Here is a 24,944-nt window from a genome sequence, read left to right as displayed (position 1 = left end):
AGCGATCATGGTCATCACCATGCAACAAGGCTGCCCCAAGATGGAGGTGGCCAAGGTAATCTCCACCCTGCGCGACGCGGGCTTGGAGCCGCGCATCATCTCGCCCGACCCCCAGGTGGTGCTGGGAGTGGTGGAGGAGATCAGCCAGGCCGAGGCCAAGCGCCTGGGCCAGGAAATCGGCGGACTCCCCGGGGTGGAGGAGATCACCAACTTCGAGAAGTCCTGGAAGCTGGCATCCAAGAGCTTCCGCGACCAGCCCACGGTCATTGACCTGGGCAGCATCAGCGTGGGCGGGCCCGAGGTGCTGGTGGTGGGCGGCCCCTGCGCGGTGGAGAGCCGCGAAAACTTTTTGGAGACCGCCGCCCTCCTGGACCGGGCCGGGGCCGGGGCCTTGCGGGGCGGGGCCTTCAAGCCGCGCTCCAGCCCCTACTCTTTCCGGGGCCTGGGCGAGGAGGGGCTCAAGATCATGGCCGAGGCCCGCGAGATGACCGGCCTGCCCATCATCACCGAGGTGCTCAGCGCCTCGGAGGTGCCCCTGGTGGCGCGCTACGCCGATGTCTTGCAGATCGGCACCCGCAACATGCAGAACTTTTCGCTCCTGGAGGCGGTGGGCGACACCGACCGGCCGGTGCTCTTGAAGCGCGGCATGATGGCCTCCATCAAGGAGCTGCTCTTGTCGGCCGAGTACATCCTGGCCCGGGGCAACTGGCAGGTGATGCTCTGCGAGCGGGGCATTCGCACCTTTGAGACCGAGACCCGCAACACCCTGGACCTCTCGGCCGTGCCTCTCTTAAAGCAGTACACCCACCTCCCCGTGGTGGTGGACCCCAGCCACGCGGCGGGCAAGCGCGAGCTGGTGCCCTCCCTGGCCCTGGCCGCCGTGGCCGCCGGGGCGGACGGCCTTTTGGTGGAGGTGCATCCCAAGCCCGAGGAAGCCTTTAGCGACGGCCGCCAGAGCCTACGGCCCGAGGAGTTCGCGGCCATGATGGACGGCCTGCGCGGGGTGGCCGCCGCGGTGGGCCGCAGGGTGCGGGAGGCCTCGGCATGAGCCTGAACGGATCGGTGACCCCGCCGGGGGACAAGTCCATCTCCCACCGCGTGGCCCTGTTCTCCTTGCTGGCCAGGGGCGTCTGCCGGGTGCAGAACTTCTCGCCCTGCGCGGACTGCGCCAGCACCGTGAACGCGGTGCGCGCCCTGGGTGGCAAGGTCGAGGCCGAGGGCGAGGCCCTGCTGGTGCACGGCGCGGAAGGCACCCTGAGCAGCGTGGCCGTGGACTGCGGCAACTCGGGCACCACCATGCGCCTGTTGACCGGCCTCTTGGCCGGGCGGCCGGGCCGTTATTCCCTGGACGGTGACGAGTCCTTGCGGCGGCGACCCATGGCCCGGGTGGCCGACCCGCTCAACCAGATGGGCGCCAGCGTGACCACCACCGACGGACGCCCGCCGCTGAGCATCGAGGGCCGCGCGCTGACCGGCCAGCGCTTCGATCTGGCCGTGGCCAGCGCCCAGCTCAAGAGCGCCCTGCTTTTGGCCGGGCTCCAGGCCGAGGGCGAGACCATCGTGCGCGAGCCCCACCCCAGCCGGGACCACACCGAGCTGTTGTTCACGGCCATGGGCGCGGACCTGGCCCCGGCCGAGGGCGGCTGGCGGGTGAGGCCCTCGGGGCTCACCTTACCCGAGAGCCTGCGGGTGCCGGGCGACATCTCGGCCGCCGCCTTCATGATCGTGGCCGCGCTGATCATTCCGGGCAGCCGGGTGGTGTGCGAGGGCGTGGGCCTCAACCCCACGCGCATCGGCCTTCTCACCGTGCTGGAGCGCATGGGCGCGGAGCTGACCATCGAGGAGCAGGGCGCCACCCCCGAGCCCTGGGGCCGGGTGACAGCTAGCTACAGCCCGAGCCTGCGGGCCACCGAGGTGTTGGCCGAAGAGATCCCCCTGTTGGTGGACGAGGTGCCCATCCTGGCCCTGGCCGCCAGCCAGGCCGAAGGCACCACCATCATGCGCGCGGTGGGCGAGCTGCGGGTGAAGGAGTCGGACCGCCTGGCCGCCATAACCAGCCAGCTGGGCGCCATGAGCGCAAGCCTGCGCGAGGACGGCGACGACCTGATCATCGAGGGCCCCACACCCCTGGACACCAGCGGCCAGTACGAGTCCTTCGGCGATCACCGCATCGCCATGACCCTGGCCGTGGCCGGGCTGCTCAACGGCGCGCTGCCCAAGGTGGCGCAGGCCGAGTGCGCTGGGGTATCTTATCCGGACTTTTACCGCGACCTGGAGGGGCTGGTTTCTTGATGCGCCTGGGAGTCATGGGAGACCAGCGGGTATTGCGCTCGCTGTCGCCGCGCATGCACAACGCGGTGCTGGCTGAGTGCGGCCTGGCGGGCAGCTACGAAGCCCTGCCCGTGGAGCCTGACGCGGTGGGCGCATTCGTGCAGGCCCTCGCGGAGCAGGGATTCCACGGGGTCAACGTGACCGTGCCTCACAAGCAGGCGGTGATCTCTTTTCTGCACGAGGTGACGGACGAGGCCGCCCTGCTGGGCGCGGTGAACACCATCGCGGTTGAGGATGGCCGCCTGCTGGGCAGCAACACCGACTGCCCCGGTTTCGCCGAGGCCCTGGCGGGCGCGGGCAACGCGGCCGCCGGACGCCCCGCCCTGGTGGTGGGGGCCGGAGGCGCGGCCAGGGCGGTGGTGCGGGCCCTGTACAATCTGGGCGCGTCTCCCCTGTGGGTGGCCGCCCGCCGGTTGGAGCAGGCCCGCGAGCTGTGCGCCGCCTTGGGCGGCGAGGCCCTGGACATGGAGCAGGCCGTGGAGGCCGCCCGCGAAGCGGCCCTGCTGGTCAACACGGCCAGCGCCTCCAGCCAGGCGGAATCGCCCGAGCTGGCCGCCTGGGCCGCCGGCCTGCGGGCCGAAGGATTGCAGCAAGTGATGGACATCAACTACGGGCGCGAGGAAAATTTCTGGGCGGCCCTGGCCGGGCAACAAGGCGCGGGCTTTTGCGACGGCCTGCCCATGCTGGCCGCCCAGGCGGCCCTAAGCTTTACGCGCTGGACCGGCCGTGAGGTCTCGGCCGCGCGCTTCCTGGCTACCCTGGAGACATCGGCATGAGCGGCAACATCTACCTCACCGGCTTCATGGGCGCGGGCAAGAGCACCGTCGGCCGCCTCTTGGCCAAGGCCCTGGGCCGCCGCTTGGTCAGCCTGGACCAGCGCATCGTGCGCCGGGCGGGCAAGCCCATCCCCGAGGTTTTCGCCCAAAAAGGCGAGGAGGCTTTTCGCCGCCTGGAGAACCAGGAGCTGACCGCCCTGGCCGAGGAAAGCGGCCTGGTGGTGGATACCGGCGGCGGCGCGGCGGTCAGCCAGGCCAACCGCGAGCTCATGCACCGCAGCGGGCGCATCGTGCACCTGGACGCCTGCCTGGACACCTGCCGCCAGCGCCTGGGGCCGCACGCGGTCTCCACCCGGCCCATGTGGCAGGACGCGGGCGCGGTGGAGCGGCTCTTCCAGGCCCGGCAAGAGGCCTACGGCGATTGCGACCTCAAGGTGGAGGTGGACCGCCTGGACGCTGAGCAGGCGGCCCAGACCGTGGCCGCCGGCCTGCTGGGAGTGGAGGAGTATCCCCTGGAGATGGAGGGCCGGCTGTGCCTGGTGCACAGCTCCTGGGAGGCTCCCGCCGCCCTGAGCGAGCTGACCAAGGGCCGCCGCACGGCACTCCTCACCGACCGCAAGGTGGCGGGCCTGCATCTGACGCGCTACCAGGAGGTGCTGGGCGACCCGGTGATCATAGAGGTGGCTCCGGGCGAACGCAGCAAGAGCCTGCGCACGGCGGAGCGGGTGTACCAGGCCATGCTGGACGCCCGCTTGGAGCGGGGCGACCTGCTGGTTGCCCTGGGCGGCGGGGTGGTCACCGACCTGGGCGCCTTTATCGGGGCCACCTACAAGCGTGGCCTAGGCTTTGCCCTGGCCTCCACCACCCTGCTGGGCTGTGTGGACGCCTCCATCGGCGGCAAGGCGGCGGTGAACCTGGGCGCTGCCAAGAACCAGGTGGGCGTGTTCATCCAGCCCCACGCGGTGCTCTTGGATTTGCAGGCCCTGGGCACCCTGCCGCGCAAGCAGCGGGTGGAGGGCCTGGCCGAGGCCTACAAAACCGGCCTGGTGGCTGATCCCGATTTGGCCGCATTGTGCCAGGGGCAAATGGAGACCCTGCTGGGCGGCGACCTTCTGGGCCTGGCCGAGGTGGTGCGCCGGGCGGCGCGGGCCAAGGCCGAGGTGGTGGGCGAGGACTTCCGCGAAGGCGGCCGCCGAGCCATACTGAACCTGGGCCACACCTACGGCCACGCCATCGAAGGCTGGCACAAGCTGCGCCTGGGGCACGGCCAGGCCGTGGCCGCGGGCATGATGGTCATGGCGGCGATCTCGGCCGAACGCGGCCTGCTGCCGGGCGGCGAGGCGGAGGGCATCATCGCGACCTCGCGGGCCCTGCTGCCCTCTGGCCTGGCCTGGGCTCCGGCGGAGGAGGCCTGGGAGATCATGCTCAACGACAAGAAGAACCAGGGCGGCAAGGTGCGCTTCGTGCTGCTCCAGGGCGTGGGGCGGCCGCTGGTGGTGGACGACGTGAAGCCGCGCGAGTTGGCCAAGGCCATCGAGCAAGTGAGGGATTGAGATGGGCAGCTTTATGGGACGCATCCTCCGGGTGGCCACCTTTGGCGAATCCCACGGCGTGGGTCTGGGCGCGGTGGTGGAGGGCGTACCCGCCGGGCTGCCCCTGAGCGCGGAGCAGGTGCAGACCGAGCTGGACCGGCGGCGTCCCGGCGCTTCACCCCTGACCACCGCCCGCCAAGAGGCGGACCAGGTGGAGATACTCTCCGGCGTGGCCGAGGGCCGCACCCTGGGCAGCCCCATCGCCATGATCACCCGGAACCGAGACGCCCGCTCCGGCGACTACGCCAAGCTGGCCGACCGCTTCCGCCCCGGCCACGCGGACTACACCTACTTCCAGAAATACGGCGTCCCGCCCCAGCCGGGCGGGGGGCGCGCCTCGGGCCGCGAGACCTGGGCCCGGGTGGCCGCCGGGGCGGTGGCCCGGGTGGTGCTGGCTCCCCTGGGCGTGGAGCTGGCCGCCTACACCATCCAGGTGGGCGCGGTGAAAGCCGAGGCCATCGACCTGGCCTTTGCCCGTGGGCACCTACTGCGCGCGGCCGACCCGTCCCAAGCCGAGGCCATGGTGGCCGAGATTCAGGCCGCCCGCGCGGCCGGCGACTCGGTGGGCGGGGTGGTGGAGTTGGTGGCTCGCGGCGTGCCCGCCGGCCTGGGCGACCCGGTGTTCGACAAGCTCGACGCCCGCCTGGGGGGAGCCATGCTCTCCATAGGCGGAGTCAAGGGGGTGGAGATCGGCGACGGCTTTGCCGTGGCCAGCCGCAGGGGCTCGGCCAACAACGACCAGATGGACGCGGACGGTTTCCTGAGCAACCACGCGGGCGGCATCCTGGGCGGCATCAGCAACGCCATGCCCATCGTGCTGCGCCTGGCCATAAAACCCACGCCTTCCATCGGCCGGCCCCAGCGCACCCAGAGCCTGAGCGGCGAGGCGGTGGAGATCGAAACCCACGGCCGCCACGATCCCTGCCTTTGCCCGCGCATCGCGCCGGTGGCCGAGGCCATGGCCGCCCTGGTGCTGGCCGACGCCTGGCTGATGCAAAAGGCCCAAGCGAGGAGCGAGTCATGAAGATCCTGGTGCTCAACGGCCCCAACCTGAACATGCTGGGCCGCCGCGAGTCGGAGCATTACGGCAGCCTGACCCTGGACGAGATCAACCAGCGCCTGCAAGGCAAGGCCGATAAGCTGGGCCTGGAGCTGGAGTTCACGCAATCCAACTCCGAGGGCGAGCTGGTGAGCGCCCTGCAAGGGGCGGGCGAAACCTGCGCCGGGGTTGTGCTCAACGCGGCGGCTTACACCCACACCAGCGTGGCTCTGCGCGATGCGGCGCTGTGCTGCGGAGTGCCGGTGGTGGAGGTGCACCTAAGCAACCCGGCGGCCCGGGAGCCTTTCCGGCACGTGTCCTACCTGGCCGGGGCGGCGGCGGGCTCCATCGCCGGATTCGGCTGGCGCTCCTATGCCCTGGCCCTGGAATGGCTGGCCGAAACCTGCGTGGCATGAGGGTTACATAGGGGACAGCTACTTTTTAGCTCTTGACAAGGACGGTTCGGGAGAGTTTACTTGGCAGCATCGGCACCAAGTGGGCCGGTGAAAGACAAGAGATATGAACACGAGCAGACGCGACATATCCTTCCAGAGCGCGGGGCAGTTTAGCTCCGGCGCCTTCTATTTTTATTTTTATTACTTTACCACCGTCTGCTCGCGTGCCGAGGAGGGATAAGCCGAACTAGGCTGAACCAAGCGAAAGCAACCAAGGCCATGGGCAGACCGCAAGAGTCGCCCATGGCCTTTCTTTTTGGCTCCGGGCGGGGAAGGCGGGACCCAGGCAACAAGACAAGGGATAAAGAAAATGCCGGGAGTCAGTGAGATGATCAGCGTAACGGAGAGCCAAGAGGCAGTCACCGCCGAGGCGGTGGCCCATAAGCTCAAACCCGAGGCCCTGCTGGTGAGCCGCGAGGCCAAGGCCGAGGACACCGTGGTGCACGCCGGTTCGGCCACCATCGGCGGCGGAGGTTTCACGGTGATCGCGGGGCCCTGCTCGGTGGAGAACGCGGAGCAGATGATCTGCACCGCCCGTTTCGCCCACAAATACGGCGCCACCGTCATCCGGGGCGGCGCCTACAAGCCGCGCACCTCGCCCTACAGCTTCCAGGGCCTGGGCGCCGAGGGGCTGGAGCTATTGGCCCAGGCGCGCCGCATCACCGGCCTGCCCGTGGTCACCGAGGTGATGGACACCGCGGACGTGGATTTGGTGGAGTCCTACGCCGACGTGATCCAGGTGGGCGCGCGCAACGTGCAGAACTTCTGCCTGCTCAAGCGGGTGGGCCAGGCGCGCAAGCCGGTGCTCTTGAAGCGCGGCCTTATGACCACCATCAAGGAGTTCCTCATGGCCGCGGAGTACATCCTGGCCGGGGGCAACAACCAAGTGATCCTCTGCGAGCGGGGCATCCGCACCTTCGAGACCGCCACCCGCAACACCCTGGACCTGAGCGCGGTGTGCGTGCTCAAGGAGTCCACCCATCTCCCGGTGGTGGTGGACCCCAGCCACGCGGTGGGCAACCGGCGCTACGTGAAGCCTCTGGCCCGGGCCTCCCTGGCCGTGGGCGCGGACGGCATCATGGTGGAGATGCACTGCAAGCCCGACACCGCCATGTGCGACGGCGACCAGTCGCTCACCCCGGCCGACTTCAAGGACCTGATGACCGAGCTCAAGGCCATGAGCGCTCTGCGTTCGGCCTGGTCCGCCTGCTGAGGAGATACGAGCCATGAACACCATGCCCGGCCAGGTTTTGCCGCTTAACGAGCACAGCCAGAACAACATCGATGAGCTGCGCGGCCAGATCGACGAGATCGACCAGCGCCTGGTGGATCTCTTGGGCCAGCGCGCCCGCCACGCCCTGGAGATCGGCCGCCACAAGCGGGCCGCCGGTCTGCCCGTGTTCGTGCCCGAGCGGGAGATCGACCTGCTTTCCCGCCTGAGCCAGAGCAACCGTGGGCCTCTGCCCGACGCCTATCTGCGCAACATATTCCGCGAGATCATTTCCGCCTGCCGCGAGGTGCAAAATCCCTTGTCCGTGGCCTACCTGGGCCCCGAGTTCACCTTCAGCCATCAGGCGGCGCTCAAGCACTTCGGCCACAGCAGCCAGCTAAAGGCCCTGGCCAGCATCGGCGAGGTGTTCCGCGAGGTGGAGCGGGGAGACTGCTCGGTGGGCCTGGTGCCGGTGGAAAACTCCGGCGAGGGTGCGGTGAACGCGGCCCTGGACCAGCTGATGACCTCGGGCCTCAAGGTCTGCGGCGAGGTGTACGCTCCGGTGAGCCACGTGCTGATGAGCATCGAGGATGAGCTGGAGTACATCGAGGAGGTCTACTCCCATCCCCAGGCCCTGGGCCAGTGCCGCCAGTGGCTGTCCAACCACTTGCCCAAGGCGCACCTGATGGAGACGGCCAGCACCGCCGCCGCCGCCCGCAAAGCCGCTGAAAATCCCGGTTCGGCGGCAGTGGGGGCCCTGGCCGCGGCGGAGCCCTACGGCCTCAAGGTGCTGGCCGAGGGCATCCAGGACTACTGCCACAACGCCACCCGCTTCGTGGTGGTGGGCAAGCACGACGCCCCCTCCTGCGGGCAGGACAAGACTTCCGTGGTGTTCATGGCCTCCCACCAGCCCGGCTCGCTGCACCAGGCCCTGGGCGAGCTGGCCCGGCGGGGCATCAACCTTACCCGCATCGAATCGAGGCCCACCAAGGACCGCCCCTGGGAATACGCCTTCTTCGTGGACCTGATGGGCCACCGCGAGGACCCGGAGGTGGCCGACGCCCTCACCGCCTTGCAGAGCCAGGTGGAGCAGCTCAAGGTATTGGGCTCCTTCCCGGCCGGGGAGCTGTGCTCATGAACTCGGAGGCTGACTTTAGCGGCTTTAGGCAGCCGCCCGCACCCCTCCCGGCGGGCCGGCTCAGCGTGGGCATCATCGGTGGGCAAGGGCGCATGGGCGCCTGGCTCAAGGCCCTGCTGGAGCCGGCGGTGGGCCGGGTGCTGGTGGCCGACAGCAAGGGCGAGCCGGTAACCCCGGAGTTCGTGCGCGCCTGCAACATGATCATCCTGGCGGTGCCGGTGCACGCGGTGGACGAGGTGATGCGTGCCATCGGCCCGCACACCGACCCGGAGGGGGTGGTGGTGGACATCACCTCGCTCAAGCAAAAGCCCATGGCCAGCATGTTGGCCCATGCCCGGGGCGAGGTGGTGGGGGCCCATCCCCTGTTTGGGCCGGGCGCTCCCTCCCTGGAGGGGCAGATCGTGTTCCTCTCCGAGGGACGCGGCCGCCGTTGGCTGGCCTGGCTGCGCCGCTTCCTGAGCCAACAGGGCGCGCGGGCCGTGGTCATGTCCCCGGAGCGCCACGACCGGCTCATGGGCCAGGTGCAGACTCTCAGGCACCTGATGCTCTACGCCTTCGGCTGGAGCCTGATGCAGATGGGCTTCCACCCCAAGGACGACGGCGAGATCTCCGGGCCCTGGTTCCAGGAGCTCTTGGGCCTGCTCTGCCGCCAGAGCGGCCAACCCGCCGAGCTCTACGCCGACCTGGCGCTCAACAACCCCGACGGCCTGGACGCGGCCCGCACCCTGCAACGCGGCCTGGACGGGCTGATCAGCGCCCTGGAAGGCAGCGACCGGGGCGCCCTGGTCAAGACCATGGAAGAGGTGGGCGCTTTCATAAAGGGCGGCGCGCCCGCAATATGCGCTTGACGCGGGCTTCGTTTGGGAGTAATTTTTGTATACAATTTTTGAGCGAGGAGCCTAAAGACATGTTTGCGACCTGCTGGCGTTATTGGTGGTGGTACGAGGACAGGAGTGGTCCACCCGCGTCAGTGCGCTAGGCTCAGACGATAAGACCTTAACCGGGGCCGTGGACCAGAGAGTTCACGGCCCCGGTTCTTTTTTTGGGGTTTCGTTAGGGGAGACAAGACATGATTCAGGAAGCCATCGCCCTGGCGGTAAGCGGGCAAGACCTGAGCGAAGAGCAGATGATCGCGGCCATGGAGCAGATCATGGAGGGCCAGGCCACCCCGGCTCAGATCGGGGCCTTTTTGGTGGCGCTGCGCATGAAGGGCGAATGCCTGGCCGAGATCGCGGGGGCGGCCCGGGTGATGCGCGACAAGGCCACGCCCGTGGCCTGTCGGGCCCTGGCCGAGGGCGAGGTGCTGGTGGACACCGTGGGCACCGGCGGCGACGGGGCCGGCACTTTCAACGTCTCCACCACCACCGCCTTTGTGGTGGCCGGGGCGGGGCTCAAGGTGGCCAAGCACGGTAACCGGGCCATCAGCAGCTCCTGCGGCGCGGCCGACTTGCTGGAGTCCCTGGGCGTGCCCCTGGACCTCACCCCCGAGCAGATTGCCGCCTGCATCGACGAAGTGGGGGTGGGCTTCTTGTTCGCGCCCGCCCTGCATGGGGCCATGAAGCACGCCATCGGCCCCCGCCGCGAGGTGGGGCTGCGCACCGTGTTCAACCTGCTGGGCCCGCTGACCAACCCGGCCGGGGCCAACGTATTGGTGGTGGGGGTCTACGACCAGGCCCTGGCGGAGCCCCTGGCCCATGTGCTGGGCCGCCTGGGGGTGAATAACGCCTACGTGGTGCACGGCGACGGCATGGATGAGATTACGGTGACCGGCGCGACCTTCATGGCCCGGCTCAAGGAAGGCGCGGTGGAGACCATGGAGATCACGCCAGAGCAGTTCGGCCTGGGGAGGGCGTCCAACCAGGACGTGGCCGGGGGCACGGTGGACCAGTGCCGGGCGCACACCCTGGCCGTGCTGAAGGGCGAGCCCGGTCCCAAGCGGGACATGGTGCTCATGAACGCGGCCGCCGCCTTGGTGGCCGCCGGGCGGGCCCCGGACCTGGAGCAGGGCGTGACCCTGGCCGCCGAAATCATCGACTCGGGCGCGGCCCTGGCCAAGCTGGAGGCGCTGGTGGCATTCGCCCAGGGCCAGCAAAAGCAGGCGGTCAATGCCTGAGCGGGGCAAGAGCGACCTGGGTGTGCTGGCCCGCATCCTGGGCAACAAGCGCCAGGAGGTGGCCGCGCTCAAGGCCACGACCTCGCCCCAGGAGCTCAAGGCCGCGGCTCTGGACGCCCCGCCGCCCCGAGGCTTCCTGGCCGCCTTGCGCGCCTGCGCCCAGGTGCCGGTGATCGCGGAGATCAAGCGGCGCTCCCCCTCGCGGGGCGAGCTGGACCCGGGCGGCGACGTGGAGAGCCGGGCCCGGGACTACGCCCAGGGCGGGGCTTCGGCCCTGTCGGTGCTCACCGATGCGCTCTTTTTCGGCGGCTGCCTGGAGGATCTGAGCGACGCCCGCGCAGCGGTGCCCCTGCCGGTGCTGCGCAAGGACTTCATCATCGACCCGGCCCAAATCCTCCGGGCCCGCGCGGCCGGGGCGGACGCGGTGCTCCTTATCGCCGCCGCGCTGGAGCCCGCCCAGCTGGCCGAGCTCTACGGCCTGGCCCGCGAGCTGGGCCTGGACGTGCTTCTGGAGGTGCACGCCGAGGCCGAGCTGGAGCCGGTCTTGGCCCTGGAGCCGCGCCTGGTTGGCATCAACAACCGCAACCTCAAGACCCTGGCCGTGCGCCTGGAGACCAGCCTGGAGCTTCGGCGGCTCATCCCGCCCGAGGTGACGGTGGTGGCCGAGAGCGGCATCAGCGCGCCAGCCCAGGTCCGCCTGCTGCGCGAAGGCGGGCTCGACGCATTTTTGGTGGGCACCAGCCTGATGCAGGCCCCGGACCCGTCCAAAACGCTGCGAGCCCTGGTGGAGGCCTAGGCATGACCCGAGTGAAGGTCTGCGGCATCACCAACCTGCCCGACGCCTTGGCGGCCTGCGCGGCGGGGGCCTCGGCCTTGGGCTTCGTCTTGGCCCACAGCTCCCGGCAGGTGGCCCCGGACCAGGCCCGCGCCATCATCGCCGCCCTGCCGCCCCTGGTGGCCACGGTGGGGGTGTTCGTGGACGCCCCGCCCCGGGAGGTGGCCGAGCTGCGCGCCTATTGCGGCCTGGACTGGGTGCAGCTCCACGGCGAGGAAAGCGAGGCCGAGGCCGCCTCCCTGGGGCCCCGCGTGATCAAGGCCCTCAAGGTAGGGCCGGGCCGCGAGCCCGATCCCGTGGCCTATCCCGGCTGCCATCTGCTTCTGGACACCCACGACCCGTCCCAGGCCGGAGGCACGGGCCAGGCCTTTGACTGGTCCCTGGCCAAGCCCGTGGCCGCCCGGCGGCCCATCATCCTGGCCGGGGGCCTGAACCCGGACAACGTGGCCTCGGCCATCGCCCAAGTGCAACCCTTCGCCGTGGACGTTTCCAGCGGCGTGGAAATCGAGAAAGGCAAGAAGGACCATGAGCTCATCGCAAGCTTCCTCGCTCGGGCCGCTGCCTGACGAGCGGGGCCACTTCGGGCCCTACGGCGGGCGCTATGTGCCCGAAAACCTCATGCCAGCCCTGGAGGAGCTGCACGCCGCCTACCTGGCCGCCCAGCAGGATCCATCCTTCCACGCGGAGCTGGAGGATCTCTTGGCCAACTACGCCGGGCGGCCCACCCCGCTCTACGAGGCCAAGAACCTGAGCCGCGAGCTGGGGGGAGGGCGCATCTTCCTGAAGCGCGAGGACCTGACCCACACCGGGGCCCACAAGATTAACAACGCCCTGGGCCAGGTGCTCTTGGCCAAGCGCATGGGCAAAAAGCGCATAATCGCCGAGACCGGGGCCGGGCAGCACGGGGTGGCCACGGCCACGGTGGCCGCGCTCATGGGCCTGGAGTGCATGGTCTACATGGGCACCCTGGACATGGAGCGCCAGGCGCTCAACGTGACCCGCATGCGCATGCTGGGGGCCACGGTGGAGCCGGTGACCAGCGGGAGCCGCTCGTTGAAGGACGCCACCACGCAGGCCATCCGCGACTGGGTGACCAACGTGAAGGACACCCACTACATCATCGGCTCGGTGGTGGGGCCGCATCCCTATCCTCTGCTGGTGCGCACCTTCCAGTCGGTGATCGGCAAGGAGGCTCGGGCCCAGCTGCTGGAGCGCGAGGGCAAGCTGCCCAAGGCGGCGGTGGCCTGCGTGGGCGCGGGCTCCAACGCCATCGGCCTGTTCCATCCCCTCCTGGACGACCCCATCGACCTCATCGGCGTGGAAGCGGCGGGCTATGGCCTGGACAGCGGTGAGCACTCGGCCAGCCTGAGCGCGGGCAAGCCCGGCGTGCTGCACGGGGCTTACCTGTACTTGCTGCAAGACCCCCACGGCCAGATCATCGAGGCCTATTCCATGGCCGCGGGCCTGGACTACCCCGGGGTGGGGCCGGAGCACAGCCATCTCAAGGATATCAAGCGGGTGACCTACGCCACGGTGGACGACACCCAAGCGGTGCAGGCCTTCATGGACCTGGCGCGGCTGGAGGGCATCATCCCCGCCCTGGAGAGCTCCCACGCCCTGGCTCACCTGAGGGAGCTGGCCCCGCGCTACGCCAAGGACGACATTATTCTGGTGTGCCTATCCGGCCGGGGCGACAAGGATGTGTCCCAGGTGGCCGCCTATCTGGAGAAACAGAAATGAGCAAGGACCTGCGCGAACAGTTCGCCAACGCGGCCGAGGCCGGACGGGCCGCTTTCGTGCCCTACGTGACCGGAGGCTTCCCGGACCACGGCACCTGCGGGGAGCTGATCATGGCCCTGGACGGCCTGGGCTCCGAGGTTATCGAGGTGGGCATCCCCTTCTCCGATCCCTTGGCCGACGGCCCCACCATTCAGCAGGCCAGCCAAGCCGCCCTGGAGGCCGGGGCCACGCCAAGCAACGTGCTGGAGGCGGTGGGCGCCATCGCGGGCAAGGTGGATGCCGCCCTGGTGGCCATGACCTACGTGAACCCGGTGCTGGCACTGGGCTATGTGGGGTTCGCCCAGCGGGCCGCCGAGGCGGGCATCAGCGGGGTGATTATCCCGGACCTGACACCAGAGGAGGCGGACGACTGGCTGGAGGCTTGCGATAAATACGGCCTGGCCCCGGTGTTCATGGCCGCGCCCGGCACCCCGCCCGCGCGCCTGGAGCGCATCCTGGAGGCGGGCAAGGGCTTCCTCTACTACGTGTCCATGGACGGGGTGACCGGCTCGGACCTGGAGCTGGGAACCGAGCGCCTGGCCGCCATGCAGCGAGTGCGGGCCACCTCCTCGCTGCCCGTGGCGGTGGGTTTCGGCGTGGCCACTCCGGCCCAGGCCGCGGCCCTGGCCCCGGTGGCCGACGGCGTGGTGGTGGGCAGCGCCCTGGTGCGGCGGGTGCAGGAGGCCGAGGGCCCGGCCGAGGCGGTGGGCTCGCTCAGTGAGCTGGCCGCTCAGCTGCGCGGGGCCCTGGTGCGCTAGGGCCTAGACCGCGTCTTCCAGCGGCTTCACCCCGAAGACCATGGCCGCGGCGGCAAGGTCGACGAAGATGAACACCAGGTAGGCCGCGTCGTAGGACCCGGTGAGCCGGAAGGACTGGCCCATGGCCACGTAGCCCACGGCTTGCAGGGAGAGGAACAGGGCCAGCACCCGAAACACCGAGGCGAAGCCGCTGCGGCCGAAGCACCAGGCGGTCATGATGGGGAAGGTAGACATCACCCCGCCCATGCCGAAGCCGAAGATGACGATGAACAGGCCCACGGTTATGGGGCCGCTGGCGATGAGCCCCATGACCTGGCCGAGGCCCACCACGCAGAACATGATGGCCGCCAGGCGGCTGGGTTCGAAGCGGTCGCACATGAAGCCCCAGGTGAACTTGCCGCAGGTGCCGGCAATGGCCGCGCAGGTGACCAGAAGCATGGCCGTGTTGCCGGTGTAGCCTAGGTCCTGGAAGCGGGGGCCGAGCTGGAAAACCACCGCGAAGACCCCGGCGCTGGCCAGGCCGTAGGCCAGGCCCACCCGCCAGAAGCGGCCGGTCTGTATCAGGCCCTTCACCGGCACGGAGCACACGGCCATGGCCGAGGGTAGGGCGGCCCCATCGCCGCGCTCCGGCGGGCGGCCGTCGGGCCAGAGGCCCTTGGATTCCGGGGAATCGCGCACCACCAGCCAGGCCAGGGGCGACAGGCAGCCGATGCCGATGCCGATGAAGAGGAAGGCGTGGCCCAGGCCGTAGGCGTGCAGCAGATGGTGGGCCGCGAAGGGGATGATCACCCCGGATAGGGTGAGGCCGCTGGTGGCCATGCCCAGGGCACGGCCCCGGTAGCGCACGAACCAGTTGGACACCGCCGTGTTGGCCACCAGGTTGGCCATGGCCGCGTTGCCTATGATGACCATGGTGTAGGCCAGATAGAACATGCCCAGGGTGTCTACTTGGCCCAGGCAGGTGAAGGCGGTGGCCGAAACCAGGGCACCCGCGGTAATGAAGCGGCGGGGGCCCACCCTGTGGATCACGGTGCCAAAAAGGTATTGCCCGGCCAGGCCGCAGCCATAGCCGATGATGGGGGCCAGGTTGATGTCGGCCCTGGTCCAGCCCCGCGCCTCGCACAGGGGCAGCATGAAGGCGTTGAAGGCATAGAACTGGCTGGCCGCGGAGGCGAAGTTGGCCAGGAAGGCCATCGCCACCACAAACCAGCCGTAGAATAAGGGCCGCCGCGCGGACGGCCCGGCCAATGGGTTCTCCGGGCCGGGACTCACCGGCAGCGGTATCGCGGCTTGCGCTTTTCCACGAAGGCCTTGGCCCCCTCCTGCATGTCCTCGCTGTTGGTCAGGGATGCCCAAGCCTCGGTCTCCACTTGCAACGACTCGGCCAGGACCAAGTCCCGGTTGCGGTTGATGACTTTCTTGGCCGCAGCCACGCCCAGGGGACCCCGCTTGGCGATGCTTTTGGCCAGCTCCTGGGCCGCGCCCAACACCTCGCCCTGGGGCACCACCTTCTCCACCAGGCCGTATTCATAGGCCTCGGCCGCGTTGATGCGCCGCCCGGTGTAGACAAGTTCCTTGAAGCGCCCCAGCCCCAGATAATACAGGCCGCGAGCCATGCCGCCGTTGCCCGGGAAGATGGACAGGTTTACTTCGGGGAACCCCAGGACGGCATCCTCGGAAGCATAGCGGATGTCGCAGCAAAGAGCCAGCTCCAGGCCGCCCCCCAGGCAGAAGCCGTGGATGGCCGCGATGACCGGCCAGCGGAAGTTCTCCACCAGGGAAAAGATGCCGTGGGTCTTCTCCAGACGGGGGCGGGCGGTTTCCGGGGTGAGCCCCAGGAAGGCCTTTACGTCGGCCCCGGCGGCGAAGGCCTTGTCGCCCCCGCCGGTGAGCACCACCGCCCGGATGTCGTCGCTGGCTGCCTCCAGCTCCAGGAACACGTCGCGCAGGGCCTCGCGCACCGGCATGGTCAGGGGGTTCACCGGGGGATTGTTCAGGCTCACCGTGGCGATGTTGTCATTGATTTCGCAAAGAACCAGGTCGCTCATAAGGCACCTCAGAACTGGGAAGAGAAGTATTGCATGGTGGCGTCGGGCAGCACCGCCACCCGGGAACCCGCTCCGTGCCTGGCCTCCAGGAGAGCCAGGGTGGAGGGCCAGTCGCGGGTGAAGGTGATGACCTCGGGGTTGGCGAACCAATCGCCAAAGGTGCGGTCCAGATGGGGAGCCATGATTATCAGCTCCAGCTCCGGCCCCAGGGGGCGCACCGGATACTTGCGGCCGCCGTGGCTGGGCCCGAAGCGGCCCAGGAGATAGTGCACCACCTGGCCCTCGGGCGCATCGGCGATGACCACCACCGTACCGCCTGCCGGCTTGAGCGCGGCCCGGCCCAGGGCCACGGCGATGGGCATCTCGTTGGCCTTTACAAAAGCGTTGGCGATGATCAGGTCCTGGTCAACGGGCTTGGGCCTGGTGGCGTACCAGGGGGCGGCCAGCTCCACCGCCTTGGCGTGGGAGGCCAGCATGTCTCCGGCCACCACCGCGGCGGCTTGGCCCCGCTGGTTCACCAGCACGTTCACCGAGAAATCCAGGCCCACCATGGCGGCGGCCTCGTCCAGATCGGCGCGCATCAGGTTGCCCGCGAACTTGCCCAGGCCGATGCTTTCCGGCGCCATGGCCATCACCTGGTTGTGGTGATGGGCGATGGTGTCGATGTGGGCCACTCCGGGCATGAGTATCTTGCCGCCGCCGGAGTAGCCGGCATAGGGATGGGCGGTCACGCAGCTCAGGGCCACCTTGAGCTCGGCCTCCATCACCGCCCGGTTGATGGACACCGGAGTGCCCCGGCTGGTGCGGCCCAGCTCCAGACAGTTCTCATAGCAGTTGTGGTTGAACACCCGGAAGCGCTCCACCAGCTTTGGCCCCAGCTTCTTGCGCAGCTCGTTGAAGCTCAGCGCGCCGTGGCAACCCAGGGCACAGACGAAGCTGATGTTCTCCTCGGGTATTCCAGCGGCCAGCATGTCCTCGATGATCAGCGGCGCGAACTGCTCCACCCGGGTGGGGCGGGTCATATCGTCGAAGATGATCACCGCCGAGCGCTTGCCCTGGGCCAGCTCGGCCAGGGGCGGCGAGCCCACCGGCCGGGCCAGGGCATCGGCGATCTGCTCCTCGCTCAGCGGTGGCTCGTCGGCCCCGCGCATGGGGCAGACCCGGGTGTCCCAGTGATCGGGCAGCTCGATATCCAGCGAGCCGTTGCCGTACCACAGGCGCTGGGGGAGGGAGAGCTTCATGCCCGCCTCAAGCCGCCACCATGGACGCGCCCAGGTCAAAGGCCTCCAGGTTGCGGGGCACCTTGGCCGGGCCCAGGCTGCGCGTGAGCTCGCGCTCGAAGTCGTCGCGGTTCATGGGCAGCTCGCCCAGGGAGGCCAGGGCGCCCAGCATGATGATGTTGGCGTAGATGGGCGCGCCCAGCTCCAGAGCGGTCTTGGTGGCCGGGATGGTCCAGGCCCTGGCGGTGAGCTTGGCCAGCTGCTCGCGCATCTCGCCGGTGTCGGGGTAGGGCGCCTTGCCGGTGATGGCCGCGTAGGGCAGGACCGGCCGGTCGTTTACAATGGCCTGGCTCCCGGGGTTGCCGTATTTAAGCAACACCCTGAGCGCCTCCAGGGGCTCCAAGGCCAGCACCATGTGCGCCTGGCCTGAGGGTATCTGGGGTGACCAGGAGCCTTGTTGGGACAAGCGCAAATGGCTCATCACCGAGCCGCCCCGCTGGGAAGCGCCGAAGGTCTCGCCGATGGTGACCCAAAGGCCCTGGCTGGTGAGCACGCTGCCCAGCATACGCGAGGCCAGCACGTTGCCTTGGCCGCCCACCCCGGTAATGATCAGGTTGTAGGGGTCGTGTTTCAGTTCAACCGCCATGGCCTTAACCCCTCTCCGTCTTGGTAATGGCTCCGGCCGGGCACACCGAGGCGCAAACCCCGCATCCGGCGCAGATCACCTCGTCGATGCTGGCGCGTCCGGTCTCGCGCTCCCAGGTGAGCCCCGGGCAACCGAAGGCCCGGGTGCAGAAGCGGTTGCACCCGCATTGGCCGCCCAGGCACTTGTCCGGGTCGACCTGCACGTCGTAGAGCTTCTTGCCCTTGCGCTCCGGGCTGAGCGCGCAGAGCTGGCGCAGGATGAGCACCTTGGCCTTGCTCTGATCGGCCAGCATTTTGAGCGCCGCCTCGCGGGTGGCCTCCAGGTCGAAGGGATCGCACACCGTGACCTCGGCCCCCAAGGTGCGGCAGACGGCCTCCAGGTCCACCGGCGGCACGGGCTGGCCCATGGCATTGTTCTGGGTGCCGGGATGAGGCTGGAAGCCGGTCATGGCCGTGCCGCTGTTGTCCAGCACCACCAGGCTCATTGGCGAGCGCTGGTGCACCGCGTTGATCAGAGCCGGGATGACCGCGTGATAGAAGGTGCTGTCGCCCGACACCGCCATCACCGGCTGGTCCATGCCGAAGCGGCCCAGCTGGCCGAAGCCAGAGGCCAGGCCGGTTCCCGACCCCATGGCGTGCAGGGTCTTGAGGATGCCGTAGTTGGAAGGCCGCGCGCCCATGGCATAGCAGCCGATGTCGCCGCAGATGAAGCCGTCGCGGCCGTCCAGGGCCAAGGCGTTCTTGAGCGACCAGAAAGAGGCGCGGTGGGGGCAGCCGGGGCAGAAGGCCAGCTCGCGGGGGGAATCAGTGGACGGAGCGGCGGCCTGGGCCAGGGCCGCGTACTCGGCGGGCCTAGGCTGGTATTGGATATCCAGGGCCCGGGCCAAGGCCTCGGCCACCAGGTCGGGGTTCAGTTCGCCGGTGGAGGGGATGTAGCCCTCGCGCTTGGCCAGGAACTCTTTGGGCCCCACCTCTGCGGCCATCTCGGCGGCCAGTATCTTGAGGTTCTCCTCCAGGAAGGGGATCACCTCTTCCACCACCATGATGCGCCCACAGCGCTGGAGGTTCTTTTGGATGAGCTTGGGGGGCAGGGGCCAGGTTGTACCCAGCTTGAGCACGCCCACCCGGCCGGCCGCGTCCAGCATGGCCAGGGCCTCCTTTACGTAGAGCTGGCAGATGCTGGAGGTGATCACCAAAAGCTCGGGCTCTTCCGGACCCTGATAGGTGTTGAAGGGCGACTGTTCGAACAGCTCCACCGCGCGGGCCAGCTTCTCCTGCTGGCGGGCGTGCTTGACGCTCACCGGGGCCGAGGAGACCGGGCCTCGGTTGGTGTCCAGCAGGGTGCCGTGGTGCTCGAAGCGGGCCTTGGCTTCGCCCTGAGGCAGGGGGCCGGCCACCACCCCGCCGCTGGCGTGGGACAGGCGGGTGACGCTGCGCAGCATGACCACCTGGCCGAGCTCCTCGGAGAGCTCGAAGGCCCACTTGGTCATGTCCTTGGCTTCCTGGAAATCGCCGGGCTCCAGCTGAGGCAGCTCCAACATGCGCGCGAAATGGCGCGACTCGCCTTCGTTGACGCTGGAGAGGGCGCCGGGGTCGTCGCAGTGAACCAGGACCATGCCCGCCCGCACTCCCGAACCGGCCAGGTGGAGCAGGAAGTCCGAGGCCACGTTGACCCCGTTCTGCTTCATGGCGCACAGGGAGCGCATCCCGGCCAGGGAGCCGGCCGCCGCCACCTCCAGCGAAACCTTTTCGTTGACCGACCATTCCACGTAGAGGCCGTATTCATCGGCCGCCCGAGCCAGGTTCTCGATAATCTCCGAGGAGGGCGTGCCGGGATAGCCGGCCACCACCCGCACTCCGGCCTCCAGGGCTCCCCGGCAGATGGCCTGGTTGCCCATGACCGTGTGGCGCTGGCCCGGGGTCATATCCAAGTTGCTCATGCTTCTTCTCCCGTGGCCTTTTCGATCTGGGCCATGAGTTGTGCTCCCACCCGAAGGGCCTTGGGTTCGGGGTCGTCGGCCGTGCCCAGGAGCCCCTGCTGGTTGGCCGCGCGCAGGCCGCGCAGGCGCTTGCCTTGGGCGGCTCCGTCCAGGTGCTCCCAGTTGCTTTTGGGCATTTCCTCCAGCACCAGCCAGCCGCGCTCCAGCGCGGCCTCGGCCAGATCGCGGCCCTTCTCGCTACGCACGATCAGGGTGTTCCAGCCGGGGCGGCCCTCGAACATGCCCACCGAGAGGTCGGCCCACTCGGAGGTCATGTCCGGGCAGATGGCGCAGCCCGGCGGCACCAGGCCGCGAATCTCGTCCAGGGGTATTTCCAGGGTCTCGTGGTCGGTGCGCACCACCAGCACCCCGGCCGGGGGCGGCGGGATGTCCATGGAGCGGATGCGCTTCAGCTCCACCCGCGAGGCCAGGAAGGCGGCCAGGCCGCGCGGGTCCAAGGCCCAGTTGCAGAACAGGCCTAGCACCAAGTCAGCCGGATTGGTAGGCGCCTCTTGATTGACGGGCTTGAGGCCGCGCTGGGCCAGGGCCGCGCCTTGGCAGGGAGTGGCTACCACGCCCAGGCGCTCGCCGCCAGCGGCCTGGGTTCGGTTTAACGCGGCCAGGGTGGGCGCGGCGGCGAATTTGGAACCGGTGCAGGCCTTGATCTCGGCCAGGTTGCGGGCCACGATGGGTGTGGGCTCCAAGGCCTCCCCGCCGGTGAGCACCACTCCATCCACCATGCCCAGTTCCAAAGCTGCGGCGGCCAGGGCGGAGACCACCCCGCCGCCTTGATAGACTCCTTCGCCCAGGGCCGGTCCTGCCTGGGCCGCGGCCACGGAAAGACAGGGCCCCACCCCGGCGGGCGCGTAGGCTTCGCCCCACAGGGCCTGGGCCAGGGACTCAAGGTCCAGCTCGGTCTTGGGGCACCAGGCGTGGCAACGGCCTTCGCTCAGGTCGCAGTCATGCAACATGACCGTCTTGCCGCCGTGGCTGCGGAAGTAGGGACACAGCTCCACGCAGGAGCCGCATCCCACGCACAGCCCTGCTTGTTGCACTTCGCTTAACAGTTGTCTCGGTCCTCGCGTATTCATGCTTGCTTCCCGTGCTAGGGCTGGTCTGTGGCTTGGTCTTCGGATAGCAGGGCCAGGGGGTGCAGCACCCTCTGGCGGCCCAGGGCCAGGCCCAGGTAGTGGCGGCAGGCGGGGCAGGGCGTTAGCACCACCTCGGCTCCGCTTTGGGCAATGTCGTCCAGCTTGGCCGCGCGCACCCCTTGGGAAAGCTCGGGATCGCGCAGGAAAAAGTCGCCGCCCGCCCCGCAGCAGGCAGTGGGGTTGTCCAAGGGCAGATAGCGGGCTCCGGGCACCTGGGCCAGCAGGCTCAGCACCTCGGGCATAAATCCGTCGTCGTGGCCCGCGTGGCAGGGCTGGTGCCAGGTGTAGGTTATCTCGCGGGCGGATGGGGAGTCACGCAATCCCAGGCTCTTCAGGAAGGCTCCGGCCTCGCTGGCCTTGGCCGCCACTTGGGCGGCGGCGAGTCCTTCCCGGCTCTGGGCGTCGAACAGGCGCGGGTTCTTGTGGCGCAGCATGAGCAGGCAGGAGGTGCACTCGGTGATCACCGCGTCCACCTCCAGGCCCGCCAGCACGGCCAGGTTGCGCGCGGCCATCTCCGTGGCCGCCTCCACCTCGCCGGCGGCCAGGGCAGGCAGGCCGCAGCAACCCAGGCCAGGCGGCAGGAGCACCTCCACGCCCTGGGCGCTCAGGGCGGCCAGCACCGCCCGCGCGGTGTCGTCCTGAAAGGCGTTGGCCGCGCAGCCCACCAGCCAGGCCACCCGGGCGCGGGTCTCGCCCTGGGCCGGGATAAGCTCCGGGCGATCAGCCAGGAAGGGTCGGGGGGCCGGGGAGGGCAGGGCCTCCGGGGCCAGGCCCAGGAGCTTGGCCAGCTTGCTCACCTTGCCCAGAGAGCCTAGGTCGCCCCGCTGGTCCATCATCTTGCGTTGCAGGCCGCGTTTAATGGCCGCGCTGGGGCCGCTCTCGCGCAGCAGGCCGCGCGCGGTGATGGTGATTTCGTCCAGGGGCAGGCCGCCGGGGCAGGTGCGGTTGCAGGTGGTGCACAGCAGGCAGCGCCCCACGATCTCCCTGACCCGCTTGTCCACGGGCAGGGTGTGGTCCATGAGGGCGGCCTGGATCACCCGCAAACGGCCGCGCGCCGTGTGCGTCTCGAACAGGTCCGAGCCGAACACCGGACAGGAGGCCTGGCAAAAGCCGCAGGAGGAACACTTGGCCATCAGCTCGCGGTATTGTTCCAAGCCGTGCATGGTCACGCCGCCTCCGGGGGCCAGATCTTACCCGGGTTCATGATGCCGCCGGGGTCGAAGGCCTGCTTGATGCGCTTCATCAGGGCGATCTGCTCCTTGCCCAGCTCCCATTCCAGGAACTGGGATTTGTGCAGGCCCACCCCGTGTTCTCCGCTGATCACCCCGCCCAGCTCCAGGCCCGCCTTGATCAGCCGGGCCACGGCCTGGCGCACCCGCTCCTCCACCTCGGTGGTGATGTCGGTCAGACGAAAGCTGGGGTGCATGTTGCCGTCCCCGGCGTGGCCGGTCATGCCCACCGAGAGGTCCAGCTCCTTGCCGATGGCCAGGGCCCGGTGCACGAACTCGGGGATGCGGTCGCGGGGCACGGTGATGTCCTCGGTGACCAGGCGCTTGAGCTGGCTGACCACCAGGGGGTAGAGCCGGGCCCGCACCGACCAGTAGACGGCCGCGGTCTCGGGGTCCTCCACCACCCGCACCTCGGATGCCCCCAGGTCGCGGCAGGCCTGGGCCATCTCGCGGGCCGCGCGCACCGCTTCGCCGGGGCCGCCGTCGAACTCCATGAGCAGGCAGGCCTCGCCATCCTGGGGCAGGGGCGGAGAGACGAATTTGTTGAACACGGCCAGGGAGGCGGTGGTGAGTAGCTCCAGCATGGAGGGCACCACCCCGGCGGCGATGGTCTGGGCTACGATGGCCGCCGCCTGCTCCATGGTGGCGCACACCGCCAGGGCGGTGCAGCGCTCGGCCGGGCGGGGCAGCAGGCGCAGGGTGGCCTGGGTGATGAGGGCCAGGGTGCCCTCGGAGCCGGCCAACAGGTGGGTCAGGTCGTAGCCCGCCGAGTGCTTGACGCAGGAACTGCCCGCGGCGATCACTTCGCCCGAGGGCAAGACCGCCTCCAGGCCCAGCAGATAGCTGCCCGTGGTGCCGTATTTCACCGCGCGGGGGCCGCCCGCCCGGGTGGCCACGTTGCCTCCCAGGGTGCACACGGTCTTGCTCTGGGGGTCGGGCGGATAGAACAGGCCCTGGGCCTCCACCGTGTTCTGGAAGCGCTCCAGCACCAGGCCCGCCTCCACCCGGGCGGTGAGGTTGCCCCGGTTTATCTCCAGCACCCGGTTCATGCGCTTGGTGTCCACCACGATGCCCCCGGCCACGGGGGCGCATCCTCCGCTCAGGCCGCTGCCCGCGCCCCGGGGGGTGACGGGCAGCCCCTGGGAGGATGCGTAGGCCAACAGGGACGCGGCCTGGGCGGTGGTGCTGGGCAGGGCCACCGCGTCGGGCTCGCCCTGGGCAAAGTAGCTGATGGCGTCGCCCCGGTAGACCAAGAGGTCGGCCGGTTCGGTGCTGTAGCCCCCTGGCCCCAGCAGGCGGGCCAGGTCCTTGCCCAGGCCGTGCTTGGCCCCTTTACTTCGCAACCATCACCTCCGGCAGCCAGGTGGCCAGCTCGGGCCAGAGCATGACCATGGCCAGGGCCAGGGCCTGCAAGAGCACAAAGGGCCCCACCGAGCGGTAGATGTCGCTCATGCTCACCTCGGGAGGCACCACGCTCTTGAGGATGAACAGGTTGAAGCCGAAGGGCGGGGTGATGTAGGCCATCTCCATGTTGATGATGAACAACACGCCGAACCACAGGGGGTCGAAGCCGAGATGGTTGATGATGGGCACGAAGATGGGGGTGGTGAGCAGGATGATGCCCGCCGGGTCCAGGAACATGCCCAGCACGAAGAACACGCACTGAATGGCGATGAGGATCACCCAGCGGTTCACATCCATGCCCACGATGGCCTCTTGCAGCATGTCCTGAATGCCCGCGAAGGCCAGGAAGGTGGTGAAGGTCACCGCGCCGATGATGATCCAGAACACCATCACCGTGAGGCTCAGGGTTTCCTTGAGCGCCTGCCAGAAGCGGTCCCAGGTGAGTTGGCGGTGGATGGCCGCGGTGAGCACCGCGCCTCCCGCGCCCACGCCCGCCGCCTCGGTGGGGGTGGCCACTCCGGCGTAGATCACGCCCAGCACCAGCACCACCAGGCCGATGGGCAGCACCACGCCCTTGAGCACCCGGAACTTGTCGCGCCAGGTGTAGCGCTCGCTCACCGCGGGCCCCAGGTCCTTCTGGAAGAAACAGCGGATGGCGATGTAGCAGATGAAGATCGCCGCCAGCATGATGCCCGGCAACATGCCGCCCGCGAAGAGCCGCCCGATGCTCACCTCGGCCATGTTGCCGTAGAGGATCATCAGGATGCTGGGCGGGATGAGAATGCCCAGGGCGCCGCCCGCGTTGATGCAGCCCACCGCCATGACCTTGTCGTACTTGCGCGCCAGCATGGAGGGCAGGGCGATGAGCCCCATGGAGATGGTGGCCACGCTGGAGATGCCGGCCATGGCCGCGAAAATGGCACAGATCACCACGGTGCCCATGGCCAGGCCGCCCCGCAGGCCGCCCATCCAGCGATAGACCACCTCGTAGAGCTTGTCGGCCAGGCCCGAGAATTTGAGGATGTTGGCCATGAATATGAACAGAGGCACGGCCAAGAGCAGGTAACTGGTGCCCTCGGCGTAGGCTGTGTTGAACAGGACCAACAGGCCGGGGGGGCCCCAGGTGAAGTAGATGCCCACCGTGGCGATGGCCAGCATGGCAAAGGCGATGGGAATGCCGATGGCCAGCATGACCACCAGGACGGAAAATACGATCAGGGTCAGCAGCCAGGTTTCCATGTG

Annotated in this window: 23 protein-coding genes; 14 read left to right on the top strand and 9 right to left on the bottom strand. The window is 69.0% G+C overall.

The window, feature by feature from the left end:
- Positions 1-7 precede the first annotated feature (7 nt).
- The 14 genes from aroF (KQH53_13185) to trpA all read left to right on the top strand — a co-directional run bounded on the left by aroF (KQH53_13185) (position 8) and on the right by trpA (position 14,026).
- A complete protein-coding gene (gene aroF / locus KQH53_13185) occupies positions 8-1,048 on the top strand; it encodes a 3-deoxy-7-phosphoheptulonate synthase (protein MCB2227625.1) in 1,041 nt (346 codons plus the stop codon).
- The gene (aroA, locus tag KQH53_13180) at positions 1,045-2,292 is read left to right on the top strand and encodes a 3-phosphoshikimate 1-carboxyvinyltransferase (protein MCB2227624.1); all 1,248 of its coding nucleotides are present in this window, start codon (positions 1,045-1,047) and stop codon (positions 2,290-2,292) included. The genes aroF (KQH53_13185) and aroA overlap by 4 nt, the downstream gene beginning before the upstream one ends.
- Complete coding sequence (locus KQH53_13175) at positions 2,289-3,107, top strand: shikimate dehydrogenase (protein MCB2227623.1); 819 nt, start codon at positions 2,289-2,291, stop codon at positions 3,105-3,107. Before aroA ends, KQH53_13175 begins: the two co-directional genes overlap by 4 nt.
- Positions 3,104-4,660 carry a bifunctional shikimate kinase/3-dehydroquinate synthase gene (locus KQH53_13170; protein ID MCB2227622.1) on the top strand — a complete coding sequence of 519 codons (1,557 nt, stop codon included), beginning with the start codon at positions 3,104-3,106 and terminating at the stop codon, positions 4,658-4,660. The genes KQH53_13175 and KQH53_13170 overlap by 4 nt, the downstream gene beginning before the upstream one ends.
- A gap of 1 nt (position 4,661) precedes the next feature.
- Entirely contained in the window at positions 4,662-5,723 is a 1,062-nt protein-coding gene (gene aroC / locus KQH53_13165; GenBank protein ID MCB2227621.1) for a chorismate synthase, read from the top strand.
- A complete protein-coding gene (gene aroQ, locus KQH53_13160) occupies positions 5,720-6,154 on the top strand; it encodes a type II 3-dehydroquinate dehydratase (protein MCB2227620.1) in 435 nt (144 codons plus the stop codon). The genes aroC and aroQ overlap by 4 nt, the downstream gene beginning before the upstream one ends.
- Positions 6,155-6,521: 367 nt before the next feature.
- Positions 6,522-7,406 carry a 3-deoxy-7-phosphoheptulonate synthase gene (gene aroF / locus KQH53_13155; protein MCB2227619.1) on the top strand — a complete coding sequence of 295 codons (885 nt, stop codon included), beginning with the start codon at positions 6,522-6,524 and terminating at the stop codon, positions 7,404-7,406.
- 13 nt (positions 7,407-7,419) lie between these two features.
- Complete coding sequence (gene pheA, locus KQH53_13150; protein MCB2227618.1) at positions 7,420-8,541, top strand: prephenate dehydratase; 1,122 nt, start codon at positions 7,420-7,422, stop codon at positions 8,539-8,541.
- Positions 8,538-9,389 (top strand): prephenate dehydrogenase/arogenate dehydrogenase family protein, encoded by an 852-nt coding sequence (locus KQH53_13145; GenBank protein MCB2227617.1) that lies wholly within the window; start codon positions 8,538-8,540, stop codon positions 9,387-9,389. The genes pheA and KQH53_13145 overlap by 4 nt, the downstream gene beginning before the upstream one ends.
- Positions 9,390-9,610: 221 nt before the next feature.
- Entirely contained in the window at positions 9,611-10,654 is a 1,044-nt protein-coding gene (gene trpD / locus KQH53_13140) for an anthranilate phosphoribosyltransferase (protein MCB2227616.1), read from the top strand.
- Positions 10,647-11,450 (top strand): indole-3-glycerol phosphate synthase TrpC, encoded by an 804-nt coding sequence (trpC, locus tag KQH53_13135; protein ID MCB2227615.1) that lies wholly within the window; start codon positions 10,647-10,649, stop codon positions 11,448-11,450. Before trpD ends, trpC begins: the two co-directional genes overlap by 8 nt.
- A 2-nt stretch (positions 11,451-11,452) precedes the next feature.
- Entirely contained in the window at positions 11,453-12,055 is a 603-nt protein-coding gene (locus KQH53_13130) for a phosphoribosylanthranilate isomerase (protein ID MCB2227614.1), read from the top strand.
- Positions 12,015-13,229, top strand: coding sequence for a tryptophan synthase subunit beta (trpB, locus tag KQH53_13125; protein ID MCB2227613.1), 1,215 nt, complete (start codon positions 12,015-12,017; stop codon positions 13,227-13,229). Before KQH53_13130 ends, trpB begins: the two co-directional genes overlap by 41 nt.
- Complete coding sequence (trpA, locus tag KQH53_13120; GenBank protein MCB2227612.1) at positions 13,226-14,026, top strand: tryptophan synthase subunit alpha; 801 nt, start codon at positions 13,226-13,228, stop codon at positions 14,024-14,026. Before trpB ends, trpA begins: the two co-directional genes overlap by 4 nt.
- Before the next feature lie 3 nt (positions 14,027-14,029).
- Here trpA and KQH53_13115 read toward each other — a convergent pair whose 3' ends face one another.
- From KQH53_13115 to KQH53_13075, 9 genes are read right to left on the bottom strand one after another with little or no spacing between them, the layout of a single operon-like run.
- Complete coding sequence (locus tag KQH53_13115) at positions 14,030-15,274, bottom strand: MFS transporter (protein ID MCB2227611.1); 1,245 nt, start codon at positions 15,272-15,274, stop codon at positions 14,030-14,032.
- A 20-nt stretch (positions 15,275-15,294) separates the two neighbouring features.
- Entirely contained in the window at positions 15,295-16,074 is a 780-nt protein-coding gene (locus KQH53_13110) for an enoyl-CoA hydratase/isomerase family protein (protein MCB2227610.1), read from the bottom strand.
- A gap of 8 nt (positions 16,075-16,082) precedes the next feature.
- Complete coding sequence (locus KQH53_13105; protein ID MCB2227609.1) at positions 16,083-17,315, bottom strand: DUF2088 domain-containing protein; 1,233 nt, start codon at positions 17,313-17,315, stop codon at positions 16,083-16,085.
- Positions 17,316-17,322: 7 nt separating this feature from the next.
- On the bottom strand, positions 17,323-17,940 hold the full coding sequence (locus KQH53_13100) for an indolepyruvate oxidoreductase subunit beta (protein MCB2227608.1): 618 nt from the start codon (positions 17,938-17,940) through the stop codon (positions 17,323-17,325).
- Between the two features lie 4 nt (positions 17,941-17,944).
- Complete coding sequence (locus KQH53_13095; protein ID MCB2227607.1) at positions 17,945-19,879, bottom strand: 4Fe-4S binding protein; 1,935 nt, start codon at positions 19,877-19,879, stop codon at positions 17,945-17,947.
- Positions 19,876-21,009 (bottom strand): Coenzyme F420 hydrogenase/dehydrogenase, beta subunit C-terminal domain, encoded by a 1,134-nt coding sequence (locus KQH53_13090; GenBank protein ID MCB2227606.1) that lies wholly within the window; start codon positions 21,007-21,009, stop codon positions 19,876-19,878. Before KQH53_13090 ends, KQH53_13095 begins: the two co-directional genes overlap by 4 nt.
- 14 nt (positions 21,010-21,023) lie before the next feature.
- The gene (locus KQH53_13085; GenBank protein MCB2227605.1) at positions 21,024-22,238 is read right to left on the bottom strand and encodes a (Fe-S)-binding protein; all 1,215 of its coding nucleotides are present in this window, start codon (positions 22,236-22,238) and stop codon (positions 21,024-21,026) included.
- Positions 22,235-23,641 carry an FAD-binding protein gene (locus KQH53_13080; GenBank protein MCB2227604.1) on the bottom strand — a complete coding sequence of 469 codons (1,407 nt, stop codon included), beginning with the start codon at positions 23,639-23,641 and terminating at the stop codon, positions 22,235-22,237. The genes KQH53_13085 and KQH53_13080 overlap by 4 nt, the downstream gene beginning before the upstream one ends.
- A complete protein-coding gene (locus tag KQH53_13075) occupies positions 23,631-24,941 on the bottom strand; it encodes a TRAP transporter large permease subunit (protein MCB2227603.1) in 1,311 nt (436 codons plus the stop codon). The genes KQH53_13080 and KQH53_13075 overlap by 11 nt, the downstream gene beginning before the upstream one ends.
- Positions 24,942-24,944 lie beyond the last annotated feature (3 nt).

Source organism: Desulfarculaceae bacterium (assembly GCA_020444545.1).
In the GTDB taxonomy this organism is placed as follows: domain Bacteria; phylum Desulfobacterota; class Desulfarculia; order Desulfarculales; family Desulfarculaceae; genus Desulfoferula.
Note: the sequence above shows the minus strand (reverse complement) of the source record. Positions and strands in the feature narration are given on the sequence as shown.